Annotated in this window: 17 protein-coding genes; 8 read left to right on the top strand and 9 right to left on the bottom strand. The window is 36.7% G+C overall.

Features of this window, described 5'->3' with window-relative positions:
- Nucleotides 1-40: 40 nt before the first annotated feature.
- Both LEP1GSC203_RS07710 and LEP1GSC203_RS07705 read right to left on the bottom strand, forming a co-directional pair.
- Nucleotides 41-2,185, bottom strand: a complete 2,145-nt coding sequence (locus tag LEP1GSC203_RS07710) for a 7TM diverse intracellular signaling domain-containing protein (protein WP_039937508.1) — start codon at nt 2,183-2,185, stop codon at nt 41-43.
- Nucleotides 2,173-4,287, bottom strand: a complete 2,115-nt coding sequence (locus LEP1GSC203_RS07705; RefSeq protein ID WP_039937506.1) for an adenylate/guanylate cyclase domain-containing protein — start codon at nt 4,285-4,287, stop codon at nt 2,173-2,175. The genes LEP1GSC203_RS07710 and LEP1GSC203_RS07705 overlap by 13 nt, the downstream gene beginning before the upstream one ends.
- A 113-nt stretch (nt 4,288-4,400) precedes the next feature.
- On the opposite strand from LEP1GSC203_RS07705, the gene LEP1GSC203_RS07700 reads away from it, so the two are divergent.
- From LEP1GSC203_RS07700 to LEP1GSC203_RS07675, 6 genes are read left to right on the top strand one after another with little or no spacing between them, the layout of a single operon-like run.
- A complete protein-coding gene (locus LEP1GSC203_RS07700) occupies nt 4,401-5,567 on the top strand; it encodes a FliG C-terminal domain-containing protein (protein ID WP_002973326.1) in 1,167 nt (388 codons plus the stop codon).
- A gap of 4 nt (nt 5,568-5,571) precedes the next feature.
- Entirely contained in the window at nt 5,572-6,495 is a 924-nt protein-coding gene (fliH, locus tag LEP1GSC203_RS07695) for a flagellar assembly protein FliH (protein ID WP_002973208.1), read from the top strand.
- Nucleotides 6,492-8,477: a sensor histidine kinase gene (locus LEP1GSC203_RS07690; protein ID WP_039937504.1), complete on the top strand. Its 1,986-nt coding sequence runs from the start codon at nt 6,492-6,494 to the stop codon at nt 8,475-8,477. Before fliH ends, LEP1GSC203_RS07690 begins: the two co-directional genes overlap by 4 nt.
- Nucleotides 8,474-10,471 carry a 7TM-DISM domain-containing protein gene (locus tag LEP1GSC203_RS07685; RefSeq protein ID WP_002973519.1) on the top strand — a complete coding sequence of 666 codons (1,998 nt, stop codon included), beginning with the start codon at nt 8,474-8,476 and terminating at the stop codon, nt 10,469-10,471. Before LEP1GSC203_RS07690 ends, LEP1GSC203_RS07685 begins: the two co-directional genes overlap by 4 nt.
- Nucleotides 10,472-10,485: 14 nt before the next feature.
- On the top strand, nt 10,486-11,112 hold the full coding sequence (locus LEP1GSC203_RS07680; protein ID WP_002973238.1) for a Crp/Fnr family transcriptional regulator: 627 nt from the start codon (nt 10,486-10,488) through the stop codon (nt 11,110-11,112).
- 50 nt (nt 11,113-11,162) lie between these two features.
- Nucleotides 11,163-12,389, top strand: coding sequence for an NnrS family protein (locus LEP1GSC203_RS07675; protein ID WP_039937500.1), 1,227 nt, complete (start codon nt 11,163-11,165; stop codon nt 12,387-12,389).
- A gap of 7 nt (nt 12,390-12,396) precedes the next feature.
- On the opposite strand, the gene LEP1GSC203_RS07670 is transcribed toward LEP1GSC203_RS07675, so the two are convergent.
- From LEP1GSC203_RS07670 to LEP1GSC203_RS07655, 4 genes are read right to left on the bottom strand one after another with little or no spacing between them, the layout of a single operon-like run.
- The gene (locus LEP1GSC203_RS07670) at nt 12,397-14,148 is read right to left on the bottom strand and encodes a nitric oxide reductase activation protein NorD (protein WP_002973423.1); all 1,752 of its coding nucleotides are present in this window, start codon (nt 14,146-14,148) and stop codon (nt 12,397-12,399) included.
- Nucleotides 14,149-14,157: 9 nt separating this feature from the next.
- Nucleotides 14,158-14,940 carry a CbbQ/NirQ/NorQ/GpvN family protein gene (locus tag LEP1GSC203_RS07665; RefSeq protein WP_002973291.1) on the bottom strand — a complete coding sequence of 261 codons (783 nt, stop codon included), beginning with the start codon at nt 14,938-14,940 and terminating at the stop codon, nt 14,158-14,160.
- 3 nt (nt 14,941-14,943) lie between these two features.
- Nucleotides 14,944-16,293, bottom strand: coding sequence for a cbb3-type cytochrome c oxidase subunit I (locus LEP1GSC203_RS07660; protein WP_002973214.1), 1,350 nt, complete (start codon nt 16,291-16,293; stop codon nt 14,944-14,946).
- Nucleotides 16,294-16,302: 9 nt separating this feature from the next.
- Nucleotides 16,303-17,007: a c-type cytochrome gene (locus LEP1GSC203_RS07655; protein ID WP_002973302.1), complete on the bottom strand. Its 705-nt coding sequence runs from the start codon at nt 17,005-17,007 to the stop codon at nt 16,303-16,305.
- Between the two features lie 308 nt (nt 17,008-17,315).
- Here LEP1GSC203_RS07655 and LEP1GSC203_RS07650 point away from each other — a divergent pair, with 308 nt between their 5' ends.
- Both LEP1GSC203_RS07650 and LEP1GSC203_RS07645 read left to right on the top strand, forming a co-directional pair.
- Complete coding sequence (locus LEP1GSC203_RS07650) at nt 17,316-17,888, top strand: cytochrome c oxidase subunit 3 (protein WP_002973284.1); 573 nt, start codon at nt 17,316-17,318, stop codon at nt 17,886-17,888.
- Between the two features lie 10 nt (nt 17,889-17,898).
- Complete coding sequence (locus LEP1GSC203_RS07645) at nt 17,899-18,129, top strand: hypothetical protein (RefSeq protein WP_039937497.1); 231 nt, start codon at nt 17,899-17,901, stop codon at nt 18,127-18,129.
- Here LEP1GSC203_RS07645 and mtnC read toward each other — a convergent pair.
- Genes mtnC through LEP1GSC203_RS07630 form a run of 3 tightly spaced genes read right to left on the bottom strand, consistent with a single transcriptional unit; the run spans nt 18,126 to nt 21,268 of the window.
- Nucleotides 18,126-18,857 (bottom strand): acireductone synthase, encoded by a 732-nt coding sequence (gene mtnC / locus LEP1GSC203_RS07640; protein WP_002973266.1) that lies wholly within the window; start codon nt 18,855-18,857, stop codon nt 18,126-18,128. The genes LEP1GSC203_RS07645 and mtnC overlap by 4 nt on opposite strands.
- Nucleotides 18,858-18,881: 24 nt before the next feature.
- Nucleotides 18,882-20,246, bottom strand: a complete 1,365-nt coding sequence (locus tag LEP1GSC203_RS07635; protein WP_002973388.1) for an MFS transporter — start codon at nt 20,244-20,246, stop codon at nt 18,882-18,884.
- A complete protein-coding gene (locus LEP1GSC203_RS07630) occupies nt 20,243-21,268 on the bottom strand; it encodes a hypothetical protein (protein ID WP_002973452.1) in 1,026 nt (341 codons plus the stop codon). The genes LEP1GSC203_RS07635 and LEP1GSC203_RS07630 overlap by 4 nt, the downstream gene beginning before the upstream one ends.
- Nucleotides 21,269-21,386 lie beyond the last annotated feature (118 nt).

The following is a 21,386-nucleotide window of genomic DNA, read 5'->3' as shown; positions in this document are numbered from 1 at the left end:
CAAGAACTTTTTCAAGAAAAGGGGCGATTCTATGTCTTTTTTATGCCAAAAACCCCTTTCCAAAACCGGGAGGGGGGCCGTTTTGTGCGTACATTTGCGTCCGCTCTAAATACAATTGAGCCGCTTTGTCTGAAGGATCGATTTCCGCAATCGTACGAAATCCTATCCTCGCTTTTTCGAATTCCTCATCCCAGAATAAATTCACACTTTCCTCAAATTTTTCTCTGGTTTTTAACTTTAAATCAAAAGATTCTTCTACACCCTCCACCAACACTTGGACAATTCCAATTAACTTTTGTTTGGCTGGAATCTTAATAAAATCTAACAATCGATGCGGATAAGAATCTGGATGTTGTAATTCAAGTAATGCATCGAGACTAATGATAATTTTGGCACCGTATTTTTTGGTCATGGATTCCAAAGAATTGGCAACACCCATAGAGTCGGAAAGGACAGCAGACTCAATTCTTTGTTCCTCACCAATAATTCCCAACATAAGCTCACCATAATGAATCCCTACCCCAATTTGGATTTCAGTCACACGATGTGGCCTCGACTCTTTATTCCACCTTGCAATTGTTTTGTGCATTTCGATAGCTGCAGACAAAGCATCTTCTGGTTGTTTTTCGAACAATGCAAAAATAGCATCTCCCACATACTTTTCGATAAATCCATTATGGGACCTAATAGTAGGTCCTACTTGACGCAAATAATCATTAAGAAAAAGAAATGTTTCTTCAGGGCTTAGAGTTTCAGAGATTGAAGTAAAATCACGAATGTCCGATGACAATACTGACATCTGTTTAACAATAAAATCTCCACGTTTTGCTCTAGTTTTAGATTGTTGGGAAAACAACTCAATGAGCCGCAAGGGCACAAACTTTGCATATACTTGGTTAGATGATTCTAATCGATTATTCACTTCAATCAACTCAGTGGTCAAAGTGTCCATCGATGAATAAAACCTTGCATTCCTTCTCGCAAGAAGAATACTCTGAAATAAAAAGAACACAAAAAGTGAAAAAGGCATAAGGGGTTGTGATTGAAACCAATAATTCCCCGCCATTAAATCATGTGTAGATCCAATCATAAGCAAAAGAGATCCATAAAAAACCAAACTACTATCTCGTTTTTTTTGGCGGTATATCTTTAGTATCACATAAAATGAACAAACACTAAAAAATAGAATCACTACTTGAGAAAATATATTTGTTTTGGTAAAGAGTTTGGCATCTGTTAAAACCACAAAGGAAACAAAACAAGTAGTAATACTCCAACAAGAGTATAACATCCACTTAGGAACTTCGGATCGGCCCGGAAATAAACTTTTTAAGTAACCTAAGAAAAAACAGACAAGTAGTGGTGCCGATGTGTAATCTAACACTTGCATCCAATGCCAAGAAAAATCAGGAAATGCATATATTATATAATAGTTATCTAAAACAACCAAACGAAGACCAGTAAAGAGGCAAAACAAAGAAAAGAAAAGGGAACTCTTCTCCTCTCGGCGAAAGAAAAACACAGTAAACTGGTAGAGGGCCATGGTCAACATAGTGCCGAAAACAAATACTTCTCCCGCAGAATAAATTAAAGATTCGTTTTGAATTACTTCCTTGGTCCCAATTTCAATCGGCTTTCTATAGCCACCACGAGCATGATGAAAATTACTCACAACATAAAGTATTTCTTGTTCCTCGTTTTCTGGTTGGAAGGATACATATTGGATTTGGTATTTGGGTACTGCACTCAGTTCATCCGTTCCTACTTTTCCAGAACTTGCAATTTTTTGACGATTGATATAGAGTTCGTAGGAACTCGTTGCGGGTTGAACTCGCAGATAATAACGAATTTTTGGATCAGGAAGTTTTAATGTTAGGCGGAAAACTGCGAATCCATCTCCACCTTCTCCTTCCGGCCGATAAGAATTCCATGAAGAAGGAACTTTAACATAAGTTTTATTTGGTTCCTTTATTTTTTCAAATAAACTTTCACCGTAAACTTCTCCCCAATAGAATTCCCATTCTCCTCCGGTAGATAGTTTTTTGTTTTCTGTCACATATGCGGGAGGAAGTTCCAAATATCCTTTCACTGCTTCCGGTGATGTGCCAAAATTACAGGAAGAAATAAAGAAAGCTAAAATAAAAAATACAAACCCAGCTCGAATGGTATTCATTATTTTTCCCATGCGGAAACACCGTCCCAATCGACACCAACACCTGCACTTTGATAATACTCACATCTTTCAATGTATATTTTTGCAGCCAAATCTTCTGGATTGTTTGCAAATACCGCACTAAATTTTTTTAAAGCAGAAACAAAATCAGCTCGTTCATAATCAAAAATTCCTGCTTCAAATTCTTCTTTAAATTCAATTTTTTTATTCGAATTTGTATCAATATCAGGAATCAAAACCTCTGCGATCATTATTGCTTCCTGTTTACCTTTGACGCGCACAAAATCCAGGATTCGATAAGGGATTGTATCTAAATCCTCATGTAACATAAGTGATGTTACACTGACGAGAATCCTTGCTCCGTATTTTTTTGTTAGGCCCTGGATTCTACTCGAAAGATTGACTGTATCGGAAATCACAGTCGATTCAAATCTTTCTTCCTCTCCCAAAATACCAAGCATGGTATCTCCAGAATGAATTCCTATACCGGCATGGAGAGGCAAATAATCAAAAGTTTTCCTACGTTCATTATATTTTTCCAATTCCCATTGGATATCTTCAGCGGCCTTGATTGAATTTTGAATCCCGCCGTCGAACAATGCCATGATGGCACTGCCAATGTATTTATCAATGAAGCCATTGTTTTTGCGAACACATGGTCCAATCCTTCCTAAATAAGAATTTGTAAATAAAATTCTATTTTCAAGTGGAATTGAATAAATAATATCCCAATACTCCCAAATATCAGCAAACAAAACGGTGATTTCCCTTTCACTACTATCACCTAACCGAACTTCCTCGATACTTTCCTTATCTAGGTGGGTTAAAAAATCACGAGGAATAAACTTCGCATAAAATCGGTTTGTCAAAATAAAATATTCGTTAATAGTTTCAAACTCTTCTTTTAATAATAGTTTTTTGTGAAAGTTTCTTGCCGTACGAAGTGTAACAATAGTAGATTGGACCCCAAAAAATAAAAAGACCGCTATTTGTGATAATGTTGATTCCCCTTCCCCGCTATAAGCGAGAAAAACATCATACATAAACCCAACAAATAAAATCAAATATCCTAAAAAGAAAATTCCGGCATCCGGTAGGCCTTTACGCACCATCTGAGACAAACGTATTCCAAGAAAAACTGCGTATACCACACCCAATGTTTGAAAAACGATTTCAAACTGAGTATATACCTCTGGTTTGATAATCAAACCATATACCAATATAAACTGTACGTAGGCACTGAAATATAGAATGATCTTTGTATCTATAAAACGAGGGAATAGGCCATCCACAAACCATAAAAATAAAATTCCTAAAACGAATACTGATGCATATTCAACGTAGATTACCAATTCCCAAGGGATATTGGGGAACATAGCATAGATAGTTTTACTTCCAATGAAGGGAATTCTCGCAGCAAATACCAGACAGAAAAACCCAAAATAAAAAGCTTCTCTCTGCTTTTTTCTATAAAAGAATAAAATGAAATGATATAAACCAAACATGAAGATAGCGCCCGTTAATGCTAAATCCACAGTACTCTGTGCTAAAATATAATTTTGAACACTTTCTGCAAGGCCAAAGACAGGGGCATTAGGAAGCCCACCTTCTTTGTGATGAAAATTACTTACCTCTATCCGGATATGAAGCTGGTCTTTGGCTACGATGGTAAAACTTTGGCCCTGGGCACTCGGAGTCGTTGATTCTTTGTTCACACCGGGAACACCGGACAACAAACTTCTGTTACCTGCCATTAACTTAAACGAAGTTCTGACTTCTGGCAAATAAACCGAATAAATCTGATTTTCTTTGGGAAGTTGAATGTCTAGGACATAAGTTCCATACCCCTTTCCATCCACGAGCCCCGTTCGCAGCGGCACTTGATTCCATAGGGAAGGAACAGGAAGATAGGTAGGCGGATCTGCGTCTTTGGGAACATCCAATTGACCAGGGAAAAATTTCCAATCGCCTTGGAGGGCCATTGCCGCCCCCGACTCAAAAGGGAATGTTCGTAAATCCAATGCACCTGATTCAATTTTAGGTGAAGGAGCCACCATACGACAAGCCGATGCCAAAAATGCTATGGAGAGATAGATTATTGTCTGACGGGTCATCCCTAACCTTCAGAGACTTTTCGGACACGAATTTGGAAAGGAAGTTTTCGAAATAAAAAAAATAATATTTTTTGGTTTGTACGACGGTCCTACTAAGTTATTATGTCACCTAAATGAAAACTCCATCTGGACCCAATAAAGCCGCCCTTGCCTACCAGATCCTTGGCCGCTATTTACCGGATGAAGTGTTCTCTCATTTGAGTGATTCCGAAATTGAATCCCTCCTCCTTAAAGTAGAATCCAACCCATCTCCAACCAAGGGTCAGGAAAAAGACATCCTACTTTCCTTCACAAAATTCCTCCAAAAAAAAGGAAACCAAGGAAACTCTCAAAACACACACCAACCAAGCCATAGCAGTACCGTCATGAGAGGAGGTTATGCGAATAGCAGTTATTCCCCCAATAAAGCAGGAAAAAACGAACCCAGATTCGGAAATTTACCAGCAGAGGGTGGTTTTACGCATAACAACGAGCATACACAGTCTCCCGCAAGCAACTATGGCGGGAACTATGTGCATAACGAACATCCAGACACCAATGAATTATATTCTCTCCTGCAAGAGATCCTAAAAGAGGAGGATTCTAAGTCGAGTGCCCCTCTTTGGCCGGAACTTCCGACCTATTCTTTGGAAATGCTACGAAACCTCACGATGGACGAAACCTCCGAAGTTGTGGCCCGGGTTCTTAGTTTTTCAGATCCAGAAACAGCATCTGAAGTTTTAGCGGAATATCCGGAAAATCATCGAGAAGATATCATTTTAGCCCTTTCTGAAATTGATTACCATTCGGACAGGGAAAGGGACCAATTGGAGCGTTTTCTGCGGTTCAAAATGGAACTCATCCAGAAAAAAATGCCAGTTTCCAAGATCCGAAGCCGCAAAGCTAAAACTGCGGGTGAAATTCTCACTAGACTTCCTTTTTTACCATCTCAAAATTTAATTGAACGAATTCAGAAAAAAAGCCCAGAATATGCCGAAACTATAGTAGAACACTACTTTCGTTTGGAAGACCTCCTTCATTTAGGAAGGACGAGCCTCACTCGGTTCTTTTCTGAGATCCATCCTCTTGTCCTTGCCTGTGCATTGAAAGGAGTGGAGACAGATTTTCGTGATCAAGTTTATTCCAATTTGGAATCTTGGCTTGTGAAAGAAATTAAGATCGAATGGGATTCGTTAGGTCCTGTCTCTTTAGCAGAAATCGAAGAAGCCCAAAAGGGAATCTTGGATAGACTGCGCGAGGCAATGGATGAAGGCAAAGTGAAACTCTGGAGATTGAAGTAAGGATATGGCAAAACTAGTCTTTAAACCCATTCAAATTGCCGACTTACAAGAAGAAGTTGAGATTCAACTTCCTGATAAGTACAAAAAGTTCCATAAAACCGACGAACAAGAAGATTTCGAGATAGACCAAGAAGGGAATATCATCGAACAATACCAAGGTCCATCGATTGAAGAAATCGAAGCGGAACTCCAAAGGTATCGTCAAGAGACGGAAGAACAGGTCCGCCAATTATTAGAAGACGCAAAAAAACAAGCCAAAGCCATTGAAGAAGAAGGAAGGACAAAAGCCTTCCAAATGGTTCAAGACTCCAAAGAAAAAATTAAATTAGAAGAAGACTCTGGCCGTGCCAAAGCGGAACAAATCTTAGATCGTGCTAAGATGGAAGTCGAACGTATGATCAAAGAAGCCGAAATGAAACAGGCTGAGATCGAACACGAAGCGTACCAAAAAGGATACGATGCAGGTCGAGAAGTAGGATTCAAAAAAGGCCAAGGGGAAGTGAGACGACTCATTGACCGACTAGGAACTATCATTGGTAAGGCGATCGACATTCGAGAAGAAATGATTGCTGCTTCAGAAAAACAAATGGTAGAGATGATTCTAGTCATTGCAAGAAAAGTAATCAAAGACGAAATCATTGAACGTAAAGAAATTGTTCTCAATAACATTCGTGAAGCAATGAAACGAATTAAAGATCGTGACCGAATTGACATTCGTGTTAACTTTGCCGACTTGGAACTCACCACTGCTCACAAAGACGAACTCATCAAACTAATGGAATCTCTCCGCAAAGTCAATATCTACGAAGACTCTCGAGTGGATCGTGGTGGGGTTATCATCGAAACGGATGTGGGGGCTATCGACGCAAGGATTTCTACACAGCTCAAAGAAATCGAAGAGGCCATTCGAAACGTCGAACCGATATGATTTCGAAAACCCGTATTTACCAGCTCGTTTTCGGGTTCGCATTTGTTTTGTTGCCAACTGTTTTCAGTTTGGCGGCAGAACCTTGTGGAACTATGATCACTTCCTTCGAAAGGCCAGTAGTTTTAAAAACAGATTGGTTATTTAGAAAAGGTGACAACTTAGATTGGCGAGATGAATCAGTTGAAGAATCATTTTGGGTCAAACGATCTGTTCCTGATTATGGAATTTCGAAAACTGAAAACCTAACAGGGTATCACTGGTATCGATGTTCTTTTTATTTACCAGATAATTATACTACTCCTGTAGAGCCCATTGCCATCCAACTCGGTCGGATTCGCGATATTGATGAGTTTTATCTAAATGGAATCCTCATTGATAAAACTGGTACTGTTTTACCAAAAATGGAAGTAGACTTCCAAAAAATTCGAATTTATTCATTACCCACTCACCTTCTCAAACCAGGTTTGAACGTAATGGCGATTCGCATTTATGCAGCAACCAATCTAAATGGACTAAAAGAAGCACCCACAATTGCCAAAGAACGTTTATTACGTGAAACTGTTTTTTCAAAAGAAGCATTTGCAATGGTTTGCGGCTATGTCTTCATATTTATGGGGATTTATTTTTTAGTAGGTTCCATAGTCCGTGGCCGAGCAGGAGAGAACTTTTTCTTTGCCCTATTCTCCATTTTTATGGGAATCTATGTTCTGATCCGTACGCAACATCGCGATATTTTATTTGAAAGTTTTACTTGGTCTTATGTTTCGGAGCTTTTAGTTCTTATCTGCCTTCCTGTATTTTTTATCAACTTCATGCACCAGTATTTAAAGATGAAGCGAAATGTAGTGCTACTAGTATATGAAGTATTTCTTTTTGCTTTATTTGTGATTACTTTGTTTTTTAGAACACCTAAAACTTGGATCTTAGTCATCGCTCTTTTTAATTATGCGTTACCAGTAGCGATGGGACTTGTCATTTACCTATTTGTAAACAATGGCAAAGCAAACATTGCGAAGGTAAAATACATTCTAATTGGGATCGCTTCTTTATTGCCAACGATCCTAATCGATAGTCTTTCTGCCTTAGAAATCATTTCCATGCCAGGAACTTTATATTTAGGATTTTTGATATTCCTTGTTATGATTTCAATCCAACTTTCAAACGATATAGTTTTGGGTTTAGAAAACTTTATCGAACAAGAAAAAGAATTAATCCAAATGGAAAGAGTTAAAACAGGATTTTTGATCAATTTATCCTCTGAATTCAAATCAGGAATGGAAAAAATCAAAAAGGCAATCGACAATATATCTACAAACTCTGCTAAAAACAATTCCAAAGAACAAACGAAAGTATCTACAAAATCTGCCCCAAAAAAGAAGGCCAAAACTAAATTAGGATCAAAACATGAGTTAGATCCCATAAAACAAGCAGAAGATCATATTTCCTATATGAGTTATATGGTAGAAGAAGCAATTCTATTACGTAAATTAGAAGATAGAACATATATTCCTTTTTATGAAACATTCTCTGTAGCAGAGTTAATTCGAAATTGTGTATCCAGTGTTGAAAACCATTTGGAACAACATAGAAAAACAACTTCAATTGAAGTAAAACCAAATGACTTGGAGATTTATTTTCCTAAAGAATTACTCTTTTGTATTTTAAGAAACTTGGTAGAAAATGCCTACCAATACACTGACCCAAAGACAGACATCAGTATAGAATTTTTCAATCGCGATGGCTTTCACCAACTCATTGTTATGGATGAAGGTATGGGCCTAAGCCAATTAGAAATGGAAACTATCTTTCAAAAGTTCGTTCGCGGATACCGTGATAAAAAAAATGAAATCCCTGGAGCTGGAATTGGACTCACTTTAGTAGAGGCTACGGCTAAATTTCTCGGTGGAACTGTAAGTTTAAAATCAAGCGAAGGTATGGGAGCCAAATTCACAATTCGTATCCCGGAGAAACCTAATAAATGAAATCCCTTACATTCAAACGAATCTTAATATTATCCTTCTTTTTCTTCCTTTCTGATTGTTCTCGTTCCACTGTCGAAAACACTGTTGTATTACGTTTAGATGGTGATGATTGGGGAATTTATTTTAATGATAATGCAGATATCCTAAGCAATGAATTTAACGCAAACAACTTAGATATCACAACAGTTCCCAGTAACTTTCGAAATTTAAATAGAAGTTATCGTGGATCCATTTGGGTTAGAAAGAGTTTTGATATTACTACAGAACAACACCAAAAGTCTTTAGCATTACAACTGGGAAAAATCTACGAATCAGATGAAGTATTTATCAACGGAGTACTGATTGGTAAAAATAATTCTGCATTTGGAAAAGACCCAGATGAGTTTGCATTTGGTAGACCCAGGATTTACCCTATCCCTCACGACTTATTGTTAGATGGAGAAAATGTTCTAATAGTAAAAATTAATTCCTCTCTATCCACATCTGCAGGAATTATCACCGGGCCAATCCGAATTGTCACTTACGAAGAAGCATTAAATGGCAATCTATATGATTCTCTCGTAGAACTTATCTTTGTTGGTTTTTATCTCTTCATTGCTTTATTTTTCTTTATTAACTTTTTTAATCTAAGAGATAAAAAAGAATACTTTAGTTTCAGTATATTAGCGCTTATTTTCTCAGCTTATGAATTATCAAAAAACGAAGTTCGATTCTTTTTAATAGACCAATTCACAATTCTAAAGTTTATCGAGTATTCATTTTTACTAATTTTACCTTATGGATTTATTAAATTCATTCAGGATTTTTTTGAATTAAAGCCATTCAAATACCAGAGGTTGTATCTCTTTACTCAGTTTTTCTTTATTGCAGTTTTTGCTATAGTCCACAGCCCCGTATTCTGGTATAATTTTATAGGTTATTGGGATATCCATTTATTAGCTGTTATCGTTTATGCAATCTATGTAACTTTCATAAAATTTAGAGATCAAAAAAGAGGGTCCGCGATTCACTTGCTGGCTCTTGTTTACTTACTTTATTCTATTTTAAAAGAGATATTAATTGAAAGAGGATACCTAAACTCTCCCTCCTCTCTCGAAACAAGTTTTTTGGTCTATTTGATTTTAATGACACTAGCGCTACGTTTCCAATTTCTGATTATGAAGCGAAAACTTCAGAATCGTTACGAAAGATTGAAAGAAGCAGATTCTTTACGTGAAAAGATTTTTTATTATATGGACGCTATGATTTCAGGTCCTCTGAAATCGATGAAAGACAAACTAATATCTTACCGAGAATCTACTCAAAAAACTAAGGATAAAAATTTAGTCAAAGAGGTAATAGAAGTTCAATCATCGATTGACAATGTAATGGATGATATCATCGAACTTTCAAGATTGGAAGTCCTCAAAGAAGTACCTTTTAAAGAACAAGTGAACTTCATCTCCTTCATTAATGAAGTTATTCCAGAAGATGATATAACTTACTCAATAAAAGTTAATCCTGAGACAGAAATCCACAATAGTTTAGATTTAATTAACTCTGTTGTAGTTCGATTAGTTGATTTTCCTCCATTTAAAGAGTTCAATCATAATGATTTAATCATTACACAAGACTTAAGAGGAAATGTTCATTTCCGTTTTTTACTTTTTCACAGTAATCCCAAAGTATCTCAAAGATTATTTAGCGATTTAGTGGAAAACTACAACACCTTAACTCCAGTAAAAGTAAAATGGGCAATTATACTAGAAATAGTACGCCTATTAGGTGCAAAAATTGATTTCAAAATCATTAAAAAGAAATATCTCAAAATTGACTTAGGAATTGCGGCGATTGTTCCCGTTTCCGAACTAGAACCAGTGAAGGAATCGCAAAACAACGCACAATCCTCCACGATAAAACCTCAAAAAGAAGATTGGAAAGTTACTTTAAAGCGTTTTTGGAAATTTCTAAAGGAAACGGAAATTAAAATCCCGAACTTTAAAAAGAAAAAATAATTTCATAACTTTTCATGATTATAAAGTATCTTACAAAACCAAATCCTGAATCATTAATGAAAGCTTTTGAAGGATGCCAAGAGTTATCTTTTTCAAAGGATGAATTTTTATTCCATGGCGGAGACAATGTTGCCTATATGGATTTACTTGTCACGGGAGACTTACAAGTTTTTAAGTACGATGGAAACATGAATGAAGTGACTTTAACTTTCTTTCGTCCCGTAAGTATCATAGCTGAATGGGCAGTCATCCAAGGAATTCCTTATCCTGCTTCGGGAAGGTTCACAAAAAATAGCACAATCCTAAGAATGCCACTCACAGAAGTACAGAGTCGTATTCATAAAAATATAGAACTCAATCATATTTTAATGCATTCACTCATGAACAAAATTGAGACCTTAAATTTGGCGATCAACCGTGGCCTAACGATGGATGCAATGCAAAGGGTAGCTCATTTTTTATTCTATGGAACACCAGACTCGCTTGCACTGAAACAAACTCAAATGGCATCTCTGCTTTACTTAAGACCGGAAACATTCTCCAGAATCCTAAAACAACTAAAAGACCAAGGACTCATTGACACCCAAAAGGGAGAAATCTCCATATTGGACAAAGAGGGATTACTTAAAATTTTAGCATAGTTCTTGATTTGAATCAATGAAATGATTCTAATTTCAATTAGTCTCATAGTATGAAGAATTCATTTTTTCAGTTAAGTTTGTGGAATACTGCATTCCGACCTTTTTTTTGGTTCGGCTCTATTTATGGCATTTTTGTCATTGGATTTTGGTTATTAGTACTTTCGAATACAGTAAGTAACCCAATCAATATAAATTCTATCCATTGGCATTCCTATGAAATGGTCTTTGGTTTTTCCAAAGCAATTGTACTCGGTTTTCTATTTACCGCTGTGCAAAATTGGACAAACTCTAGTATCTTAAAAGGAAAAAATCTATTTTTCCTACTCCTCTTTTGGTTCTTAGGAAGATTTTCCATGTATCCACTTGGATTTCCTTCCTATTTATCTTTTGGACTAGATATTAGCTCTGATCTTTTTGTCATTTATTTGTTAGTTCCAAAACTTATGGTTCCGACACAAAACCACAACAGACCCATTGTATTTCACTATGCATTATTTACTGTCTTTCATTTGTTCAGTGGTCTTTCCGCACGTTCCGTTATAGAACCTGAACAAACTTTATCATTCATCCACCTCAGTATATTCGTAATCTTATTTTTGATTTTGATCATTGGAGGACGTGTAGTTCCTTTCTTTTCTGGAGTTGTCATTCCAGGTTATTCCTTCAAAAGAATTCCTAAAATAGAATCTGTTGTCCTTTATTTACCATTTACTTTCTATCTTTTTAAACTGATCCAAGTTTTTTCTATACAAGGTATTGCAACTAACATTGATTTCACTAAATTTAATATAGTTTCAGGAATATTGATTATATCTTTTTTAATCTGTTTTTCTTTATTTTTGACTAATAGTATCCGTTTTCTTTCCTGGAAACCCTGGAAGTCTTATAAAAAACCCATCTTATGGATTTTATATATGGGTTATTTTTGGGTTTCTATAGGATTTTTATTATATAGTTTAGCAGAATTAGGATACTTCCCTATCTCCTCAGCAATCCATAGTTTGACTGTCGGCGGAATTGGAGTATTTATCTATGGAATGATCACAAGAGTGAGTTTAGGACATACAGGAAGAAGTATTATTGCCTCTCCTCTCACCGTATTTGCTTATATCATTCTTAATATTGCAGTTGTGATTCGAGTGTTCTTTCCATTGATGGGAGAATACAAGTATGCATACCACCTATCAGGTATGATTTGGGTTCTTTCCTTTTTGCTATTTTTGTTGCAATATACAAAAATTTTATTTAGCCCAAGACCTGACGGCAAACCTTCCTAACAAGGATTTATACTCTTATGGCTCTTCGAAAGAATTCTTGCAAAGAATCGAGGAGCCTTTCCGGATGAAACAACATTTGATAACTAGCATTTCGCATCATTGCAGGTATCGTTGGTTTTTCTTCTGTTCCGATTGCCAAAGTATATACCTGAATTCCATTTAACAAACATTCGCCGACTGCTTTATTTACATCTTCGATACCGTATTTACCTTCATACTGATCGTAGTCATTGGGGCGAGCATCTGTGATCAAAATGATCCATTTTTGTTTGAATGAGGTATCCTTGAGTATGGAATTTGTATGACGAAGTGAAGGACCAACTCGAGTGTAACCCTTTGGGCTAAGAGGACCTAAACGATCTCTTGCAACCGTCCAAGATTCTGATAATTTCTTTATATGGATAAATTGATTAAAGTTACGAGTTCGAGAATAAAAACCTGCTATCCCAAAGGGAATTTTTAGATCTTCCAAACATTCAGAAAACAAAAGTAGGCTCTCCCTTTCGACATCCAAAACCCTATGATCTTGAATCCATGAGTCAGTCGATAAACTTAAGTCGACAAGAAAATAAAGAACCATATCGGATACATCCTGAATGGGATTCATGTATATCGTTTCCGATGGAGTTATTTTAGCCTTTAGATCTGCATACCGATCTACCAATGCATCTAAGTCAATATCAGCCCCTGCAACCAAACGTTTTTTGATTCGAGTTTGATTTAGGAGTGCCATCATCTTCTTTTTTAATTGTACTAAGTGAGTATGTTGTTTTTCTAATACCTGTTTAGAATAACTAAAATCAGTTTGGTTAGGGAACTCTTCGACTACAGAACAATAGTTTGGCTTATAATTTTTTAGTTTATAATCCCACTCTGGGTATGTAAAATGTTTTCCTTCCTTGCTAAAATCAGAAATTTCTAATAAGGTACCTGATCCGGATTCGCTAGTCCGTGTTGTATGCACTGGGTCTTCAGTTCTAATGATATGTTTAAGATTTAGCTCTTGCAAAGCCTCCTCTTCTTCCATATCTTCTTCTCCATCAATATCTCTCCATTGCCCATCAAACTCTTCTACTGTTTCGATTTTTTCAAAATTGTGACCCAAAGTATACTCTTCTATTTTTTTCTCATCAACTTCGAGTAGTTCCGCATCATTTGGATCCAATTTCTGTTTTGATTCTTTCGATTGGATTTTTTGTTTATTCGCTTGGGATACAAAGTCTTTTCCCATTGGAATGATTTGTCTTGTTTCGTTTACGGAAGTTTTAGCATTAAGCAGGATAGAATTAATTTTTTTATATTGTGTTTGGTCTTTTTTACGAATCGCTAATCTTTCTTTTCGTATATCCTTCCAATCTACTTTGGTACCCGGAAACTTTTTTAAAAACATCCGAAAGGAATCAAAAAAATTCACACTAGAAACAGAGGTGACTCCATTTCTAAGTTTGTAATCTTGCATAAGGTCAGAAAGAAAAGAAAGATATGCAAGGAGAATCCGAACAAATTTTTTAGAAATTGATTCAGATACAAACCAATGCACCACTTCAGGAAATTTCAAAAAGTTTTGACCAAGGGAAATAAATTCTCCACCAAAAATCAAACTGACTGGTTCTTTCTTTAATGTTTGTAAGTACCGAATGATTCTAACTTCTTCGGATTTTAATTCATATCCATAATATGGATTCGGAGGTGTTAGTTTTTTGCGAATTTTTTTCCAAAGTTTATGACCTTGGTAAAATACGAACTGATCCCATTCCAACGTAAAATCCTAAAAGATTAGATCAAAGCTGTCTTGTAAGGCAGCAACTGTATCTAAGTCATCAGACAAAGGTAAGATGATGGCAGTTCTTCCGGCAAGACGCGAGGGGAGGCCTTTCGAAATCAATTTAGCACATGAGACAAGTAATCTTGTCGAAACAGTTTCAGCCAAACCTAACTCTTGCTTGTTTCTGACTAGTCCAGCGAATTGAACTAATTTTTTAGCAATTGTCTCACCGATTCCTGTTTCACCAATTATGATTTTTTCTTCTACAGAAGCTTTGGGATAAGGAAAATCCATTCCCAAAAATCTTTGTTTAGTGGATGGCTTAAGTTCTTTAAATCCTCTTTGGTATCCAGGGTTATAAGAAGCTACTAGTAAAAAATCTGGATGTGCGATGATTTCTTCATTTTTTCTTTCCAGAAATAATGTGCGCCGATGGTCGGTTAGAGAATGGATCGTTACAAGTGTATCTGGTCTTGCTTCTGCAATCTCATCCAAATACACAATGGCACCTTCCTTGACACCAGTGGTTAAGGGACCATCCATCCAAATGGTATCTGCTCCTTTCACTAAAAATCTACCCACTAAATCCACTGAAGATGTTTCATCATTACACAAAATAGTGATGAGTCTACGTCCCATCGAATGAGCCATATACTCTAAAAAACGAGATTTACCAGATCCAGTAGGCCCTTTCAACAAAAGCGGCAGAGAATTCTCTGCCGCCATTTGAAAGATTTCTATTTCCTTACCGATTGGTTCGTAATAGGGTGCTTTCGTCGTTAACATAAATTAATCGAGGTCACCAACATTCTTACCGAGTGCTTCATTCGATGGAAGACCATGACGAATGAAATCTACGATAAAATATGTGATCCCAACAGTAAAGAGCGTAGCCGCAAGTAACATTCCGACAAAATGGAATTCAATTTCTTTTTGAACCACCAAAAAGTCCATACCCAATTTACGTTCTAGATACACTTGAGCGATCCCAGCCACTGCAAGTGCCCCAGTCATTCCTAACATTCCAATATTGGATGCCCAGAATGCTAAATAACCCGACATTCCTGTAAAAAGTTTTCTACCCGTAAGGTTAGGCATTGCATAGGATATAACAGCTAACACTAACATGGCGTAGGCTCCCCAAAAAGCAAGATGTCCATGCATCGCAGTGATCAGTGTTCCATGTGTCCATTGGTTAACCGCAGGCCAAGTATGAGCAAAACCAAGAAAACCAGCACCAATAAACGACATCATTGCACTTCCGAGTGTCCAATAGAGTGCAATTTTATTCGGATGGTTTTTTCCTTTTTTGCGATACATATTGAGTGCCCAGATTGCCATACCAAGGAAAGCAAGAGGTTCTAAGGCAGAAAAAATACCACCGACCATAAGCCAATACTTTGGTGTTCCAATCCAATAGTAGTGGTGACCTGTTCCTAAAATTCCAGATAGGAAAGTTAAACCCACAACTACATAAAGCCATTTTTCGATTACTTCTCTATCCACTCCCGTGAGTTTGATCAGTAAAAAAGCAAGGATACCACCCATAATCAGTTCCCATACTCCTTCCACCCAAAGATGTACTACCCACCATCGAAAGTAGGAGTCCAAAGTTTGGTTGTCGAAGTAAATCATACCAGGTAAGTAGAGTAAGGCGGCACATAATAAACCAAAGAAAAGAACAAGTTGTGTTGTACTTCTTTTTTTGGCTTCCCAAATGGTCATGGCTATGTTAAACAAAAATGTTAGAACATTCACAACAACTAAATAGTCAAGCGGTCTAGGAATTTCTAAAAACTTACGTCCTTCCCACCAATTGAAGTGAAATCCAATTATGGCAATTACCCCAACAACTACCCAGGAAATAAGTTGGATGTAGGCAAGTTTGACACTATACAACTCTCTGTCTGATTCTTCTGGAATGATGTAATAAGCAGCTCCCATAAAACCAGTTAACAACCATACAACGAGTAAGTTTGTATGTGTAGCACGTGCGGTATTGAATGGTATGTAATCATGTAATCCATCCATTCCGATACGAGCAAAACCCATAATGAAACCATATACGATTTGTAAAGATAAGAGTAACATACAAGTTGCAAAGAACCAATATGCTACCTTTTGTGATTGGAATCTCATTGTTTCTCCTTATTTCAACGCAGAAAGATAGGTAACGATATCTTTTCTTTCTGGATCAGTTAACGGCAACTTAGGCATATTTGTTCCCGGTTTGATGGCCTGCGGATCTGATAACCAACGATTGAGATAATCAGAATCAAATTTCGAACCTACGTGATCAAGTGCTGGTCCTACATTTCCTCCCTTTCCACCTACTGCATGACAGGCGACACAAAGTTGAGAAAACTTTTCTGGTTGGGACAAGGCAACAACATTGGATTTTATTTGTGGGGCAGGAGATGTCACAATAGAATCGATAGGAATATTTGGTTTTGGTGGCCAACCATTGGCATCGATTTTACCCACCCAATCCAAAAAGGCAATGACTTGTCCTTTTTCTTCCTTAGTAAAGTTGTACTTCACCATTTTTCGTTCTCCGGGAAACATCGCTTGTGGATCATCTAAAAAGACATCAATCCAAGTGGCTCCTCGCCTTTCGACAACCTTAGTCAGATCCGGTGCATAATATGCTCCTTCACCTAACAGAGTATGGCATCCCATACAATTGTTTTTTTCCCAAATTTCTTTACCCTTTAAGACATCTTCAGTGATGTTTTGTGCATTGGTTCGGGAATCAGTTTGTCGCAAGGTATCCACAGTGAGAAACACAAAGATAGCACTGAACAAGAAAGTGCCTCCCAAAAAGAACGCCCTAGCTTGCGATTTTGATAGCATCCTTGCCTCCTATTTTCAATTTTTTGAATTGTAGGAGCAGATTTTAGTTTTGGCATTGATTTATATCAAGTACGAATTTGAATTTTTCTAATATGGTTGATATTAAAGCAGTGAACGGTCGTTAATTGCCACTTAGAATCAATCTAAGATGGCGAGAACTGCGTTCACAAAGAAATTTTATGTACAAAATGTCCATATTTTTATGAAAACCCTAAGGCGTTTTCGAAATAAGAAGAGGAATCTTTTATTTTATTATTTAAATTGAATATTCTATTTTTTATCAATAGAGGAGTAACGCAGGAAACAAAATGAATCAAAACAACTTAGAAACAAACCAAACTTTGTGGTATCCTCCGGGTGGAATTCTGATATGGATGATCGTTCTTGTTGAAATTCTTACCTTTTGTTTGGGGATTGGATCGCTCCTCTACGATAAATCAAAGGATCTTAATACATTTTCCTTTATGCAGTCCCACTTAAACAAAACTTTTGCTTTTTGGAATACAGTATTTTTGTTAACAAGTGGATTTTGTATTGCGATTGCTGTATTTTACAAAACCAAAGATAAACTAAACTTTTTCACTTTCTACTTAATCGCATCTATTCTATTTGGATTTGCATTTCTAACTCTTAAGTTTTATGAGTTTAGAGATAAATGGATGTTAGGTTATGGTTTAGAAACAAGTAATTTTTTCAGTTACTATTGGTTACTCACTGGATTTCATTATCTCCATGTAGTTGTAGGAATTTTGATACTTTTTATCATCTATCTCAGTCGCAAAACAATAACCTTTGAAAATCTAGAAGCAGGCGCCGTATTTTGGCATATGTGCGATTTGATTTGGCTTTTACTTTATCCCGCACTATATTTGATTCAGTAGGTACTAAAAAATGAAATTAATTATTTTTACTTATACAATTCTTATGTTCATTGTTTATTTTTCTTTTTTTGGAATGGGACAATTGATTCCGGGAAATTGGAATTTGATCCTGATGAGTGCTACCAAATTTCTATTGATATGTTTTGTATTTATGAATTTGAAATCAGCCCATACTTTTTGGAAAGTGGCCTTTCCCATCCTCATTGGAATCTATTCTTTTAGTATTTGGATCCTAACTTAAAAGTGATCCCATACGGGATAGGTATGAGGTTTCTGGGGGAGATTGCCTGGTCGATTCAAAATCACCACATCCATACCAACTGAACTAGCTGCTTCTGCCTCTTCCACAATATCTGTAAAAAAACGAATTTGGTTTGAAGATGAATTTAGTTTGTCTGCGATCGCTTTATAACTTTCTTTTTCTCTTTTCCCACCGACCGCAGTGTCAAAATAAGAAGTGAAATAGTTCCTTAAGTCACCTAACTCTGAATACTGATAGATTAGAATTTGTGCTTCTACAGATCCAGAAGAATATACATGATTCTTTATCCCCTCTTTTATTGCGTTTTCTAAAAATCCGGGAACATCTTCATATACGATACTTTTGATTTCCCCTGATTCATAACCTTCTTTCCAGATTTTGCCTTGGATCTCTTTTAAAGGGCCAAACTTACGATCCTTCTCTATCAAATATTCAAAGTAAAAGGGAATGATCTCGTTTGAAAAAGAAAGAGAACCTGGAATTATTTTTGATTCAGACTTTGAAAATCGCGAGAAAAAACCTTCCTCGTTTAAAGCTAAATCCTTTTCAAATTCTAACTTAATTTCTCTTAGTCGATCCTCTGGAAACTGATAGGAATTTAGGAAACGAACAATATGTTTTTTAGCAAATGGAAAAAGCACCTGATGGACAAAGGCGATTGGTGCCGTTGTCCCTTCAATGTCGAGTAAGTTGTGTTTAATATTCATTCAGTTCCAAATGGCAAAAGAAAATCATGTAACAGAGGCATTTTGTTTCATGAGTTCATGCATTCTTTCTTCATCTTTTTCATAATTAAACAAAACCAAAAACCAAGCCAATGCACAAGGAATCCAGAAAAGAATCGATATGGATAGAGCAAGTCCACGGTCAGGAGTAAGACCTAAAATCACCGCAGACATCACGGGTCCCAATCCTTTCCCCAAATCATCAGTTAGGTTGTATATGGAAAATATCGCACTTCTTGATTTTGGTTCATTTACGTTGAGTAATACGGCTCTTACGTTTGGTCCTGTCACCGAAATCATAATCCCAGTAAAAATATTCAGTGCGATGAAAAGGCCCATAAAAGGAACAATATCAAAGGCATAAAAAAGCATGATTGCTGGAAATACCCCAAAGAAAGTGGTCCCCATACATAGAAGTGGTTGGTATGTTTTTTTAATATTGTATAAAATTTGACCGAGAACTCCACCGAAAAAAGTTCCAATAAAAATTCCAATTGCAGCAAAGGTAATCATACCAGCAGATACTTCTTTTGAAAGATGATAAGTATGTTCGTAATAATCAGCTAAATAAACAAAGAATACTCCCCAAGGAATACAACCCGGAAGGCCTTGCAAAAAAGCTCCTAAGTTGGTTTTGTTTTCAAAAAGTAATTTAAAGTCTTTTAAACTAATTTTATGAGATAGTTCATCACTGACAATTCCTTCGGCCCCGCCACGTTTTGGTTCTTTGCAAAAGAATAAATAAATTGCTGCAAAGATAAAAGATGGAGCAGACATATAAATAAAGGATGCTCGCCATCCATTGATAGGATCAGCTCCACCCAAAATTCCACCAAGGAGTTGCCCTACTCCTACACCAAGTCCCATAGCTAACGACACATACCCAGTAGCAATGGCTCTTGATTGGCTGGAAAAATAATCTCCAATCAAACTAAAGAGTAATGGAAAAATACCCCCAAGACCAAACCCACAAAGTGTACGTAAAACCAAAAACTGATCATAGGTTTCGACATAAGCCGTTAAAAAACAAGGAATTTCACCTAGCAGTACTGTTGCGAGTAGTAAGTTTTTACGTGAAAAAGTTTGTGATAGGTATCCCATGGATAAAGATACAACTCCACCCAAAATAAAAAATAATACAGGGATGATTCCACCTAACTTCCAATCTACTTCGTTTGGATCTGTGATTCCCAAAGAAGCGCCAATATTTTTCATATTCGGTGCAATTAAGTTTTGATCGCCGAACAAAAAGAAGGCCATACCTAAAATGACCCAAAATGCTAGAATCCCTCTGGCTCCATGGTCTGCGAGTTCGGCGAGGCCAAAGAATCGCAGATAGGATTTATCTCGTACTGATTGTTTTTGGTTCATGGATTGTTTTTCCTTTCTATTTGTTTTCGATAGACAAAAATAAATGAGAGCGTAAATAAAAATCCAAGAAACCCAACAACTGCAAACAGGGAAAGGTCCCAACTTGTCAGTATGGAGCCATTCCAGATTTCTGGATTCGGATTGTTGGAAATAGTGGGAAGTGGTTTTCCACCAGAAAAAGTAAACTCAACAGTAGTTCCAAAATCTAAAGAACTAAGAACGTAAGCACTAAGACCTGCCGGAACATCTTTATCAAGTTTGGTGACTGGAGTTTTTTCTCCTGTTGTAATTTCCATATCTTGCGGTTTCACAAAGATCGGGAATTTACCATTCTCAGATTCGATTAACATTCGTTCGCTGAATTTATCGTTATTGTTGGGAATAAAATAAGAAATTTGCATTTCTGATACACCAGGAAGAATGGCACGATCCAAAATCCTTCCTCCGTTTTTTCCTTCAGGAATTCCCAAAGGTATGGCCATCTTACTACCTGGCTGTTGGATTTGTGCCAGAATTTCGGTAGCTTCTTTGGCAACAGAATATTCTAAAGGAGATAATTTTGAATCATAGGATTTGGGAGGTTTACTTGAATTATCAATCAGAAATAATTTAAATACACGTAAGCCTTTTTTCTCTCGCATAACCTGCATTAAGCTTTTTACAGCCACCTGTTTGCGATCCGCACCCGTATCAAACACCGTTACCTCTTGCGGAGATGTACGAAACTTAGTGGTTGGCGGAATCATTTTATTATAATTTACACCTTGGTATTGGATTTGTAAGAGGATGGGTGCTCCTTCTGGCAAATCTGTTTCAGGAAAACGAAATTTACCTGATTGTGGGCCGATGTCTGCCAAAGGAACCATGGCTCCTTGCAAAGCTAACATTCGAATCGAATCTGCCTTACCGAGACCGCCCGTTGTACCATTTTGAATGGTTCCATAAATGGAAAGTTTTTCCGCATAACTTGCGCTTGAGAGAAAGATAAGAATCAATATTGAGAAAAGATGGCTTCGAAACATTTTGATACTTTTTCTCGTTCTTTCGATTCCAATCCAAGTGAAAAAACGGCAGTTTTTAAAAATTTAGAGGCGACAATAGAGGATACTGGACATAATGTTTTAGATAGGAAAGGAAAGC

This window comes from Leptospira terpstrae serovar Hualin str. LT 11-33 = ATCC 700639 (assembly GCF_000332495.1).
GTDB classification, from domain to species: Bacteria; Spirochaetota; Leptospiria; order Leptospirales; family Leptospiraceae; genus Leptospira_A; species Leptospira_A terpstrae.
Note: the sequence above shows the minus strand (reverse complement) of the source record. Positions and strands in the feature narration are given on the sequence as shown.

Coding starts and splice junctions, on each gene's coding strand:
- LEP1GSC203_RS07710 (WP_039937508.1), bottom strand. CDS start 2,185: ATGGGAAAAATAATGAATACCATTCGAGCTGGGTTTGTATTTTTTATT.
- LEP1GSC203_RS07705 (WP_039937506.1), bottom strand. CDS start 4,287: ATGACCCGTCAGACAATAATCTATCTCTCCATAGCATTTTTGGCATCG.
- LEP1GSC203_RS07700 (WP_002973326.1), top strand. CDS start 4,401: ATGAAAACTCCATCTGGACCCAATAAAGCCGCCCTTGCCTACCAGATC.
- fliH (WP_002973208.1), top strand. CDS start 5,572: ATGGCAAAACTAGTCTTTAAACCCATTCAAATTGCCGACTTACAAGAA.
- LEP1GSC203_RS07690 (WP_039937504.1), top strand. CDS start 6,492: ATGATTTCGAAAACCCGTATTTACCAGCTCGTTTTCGGGTTCGCATTT.
- LEP1GSC203_RS07685 (WP_002973519.1), top strand. CDS start 8,474: ATGAAATCCCTTACATTCAAACGAATCTTAATATTATCCTTCTTTTTC.
- LEP1GSC203_RS07680 (WP_002973238.1), top strand. CDS start 10,486: ATGATTATAAAGTATCTTACAAAACCAAATCCTGAATCATTAATGAAA.
- LEP1GSC203_RS07675 (WP_039937500.1), top strand. CDS start 11,163: ATGAAGAATTCATTTTTTCAGTTAAGTTTGTGGAATACTGCATTCCGA.
- LEP1GSC203_RS07665 (WP_002973291.1), bottom strand. CDS start 14,940: ATGTTAACGACGAAAGCACCCTATTACGAACCAATCGGTAAGGAAATA.
- LEP1GSC203_RS07660 (WP_002973214.1), bottom strand. CDS start 16,293: ATGAGATTCCAATCACAAAAGGTAGCATATTGGTTCTTTGCAACTTGT.
- LEP1GSC203_RS07655 (WP_002973302.1), bottom strand. CDS start 17,007: ATGCTATCAAAATCGCAAGCTAGGGCGTTCTTTTTGGGAGGCACTTTC.
- LEP1GSC203_RS07650 (WP_002973284.1), top strand. CDS start 17,316: ATGAATCAAAACAACTTAGAAACAAACCAAACTTTGTGGTATCCTCCG.
- LEP1GSC203_RS07645 (WP_039937497.1), top strand. CDS start 17,899: ATGAAATTAATTATTTTTACTTATACAATTCTTATGTTCATTGTTTAT.
- mtnC (WP_002973266.1), bottom strand. CDS start 18,857: ATGAATATTAAACACAACTTACTCGACATTGAAGGGACAACGGCACCA.
- LEP1GSC203_RS07635 (WP_002973388.1), bottom strand. CDS start 20,246: ATGAACCAAAAACAATCAGTACGAGATAAATCCTATCTGCGATTCTTT.
- LEP1GSC203_RS07630 (WP_002973452.1), bottom strand. CDS start 21,268: ATGTTTCGAAGCCATCTTTTCTCAATATTGATTCTTATCTTTCTCTCA.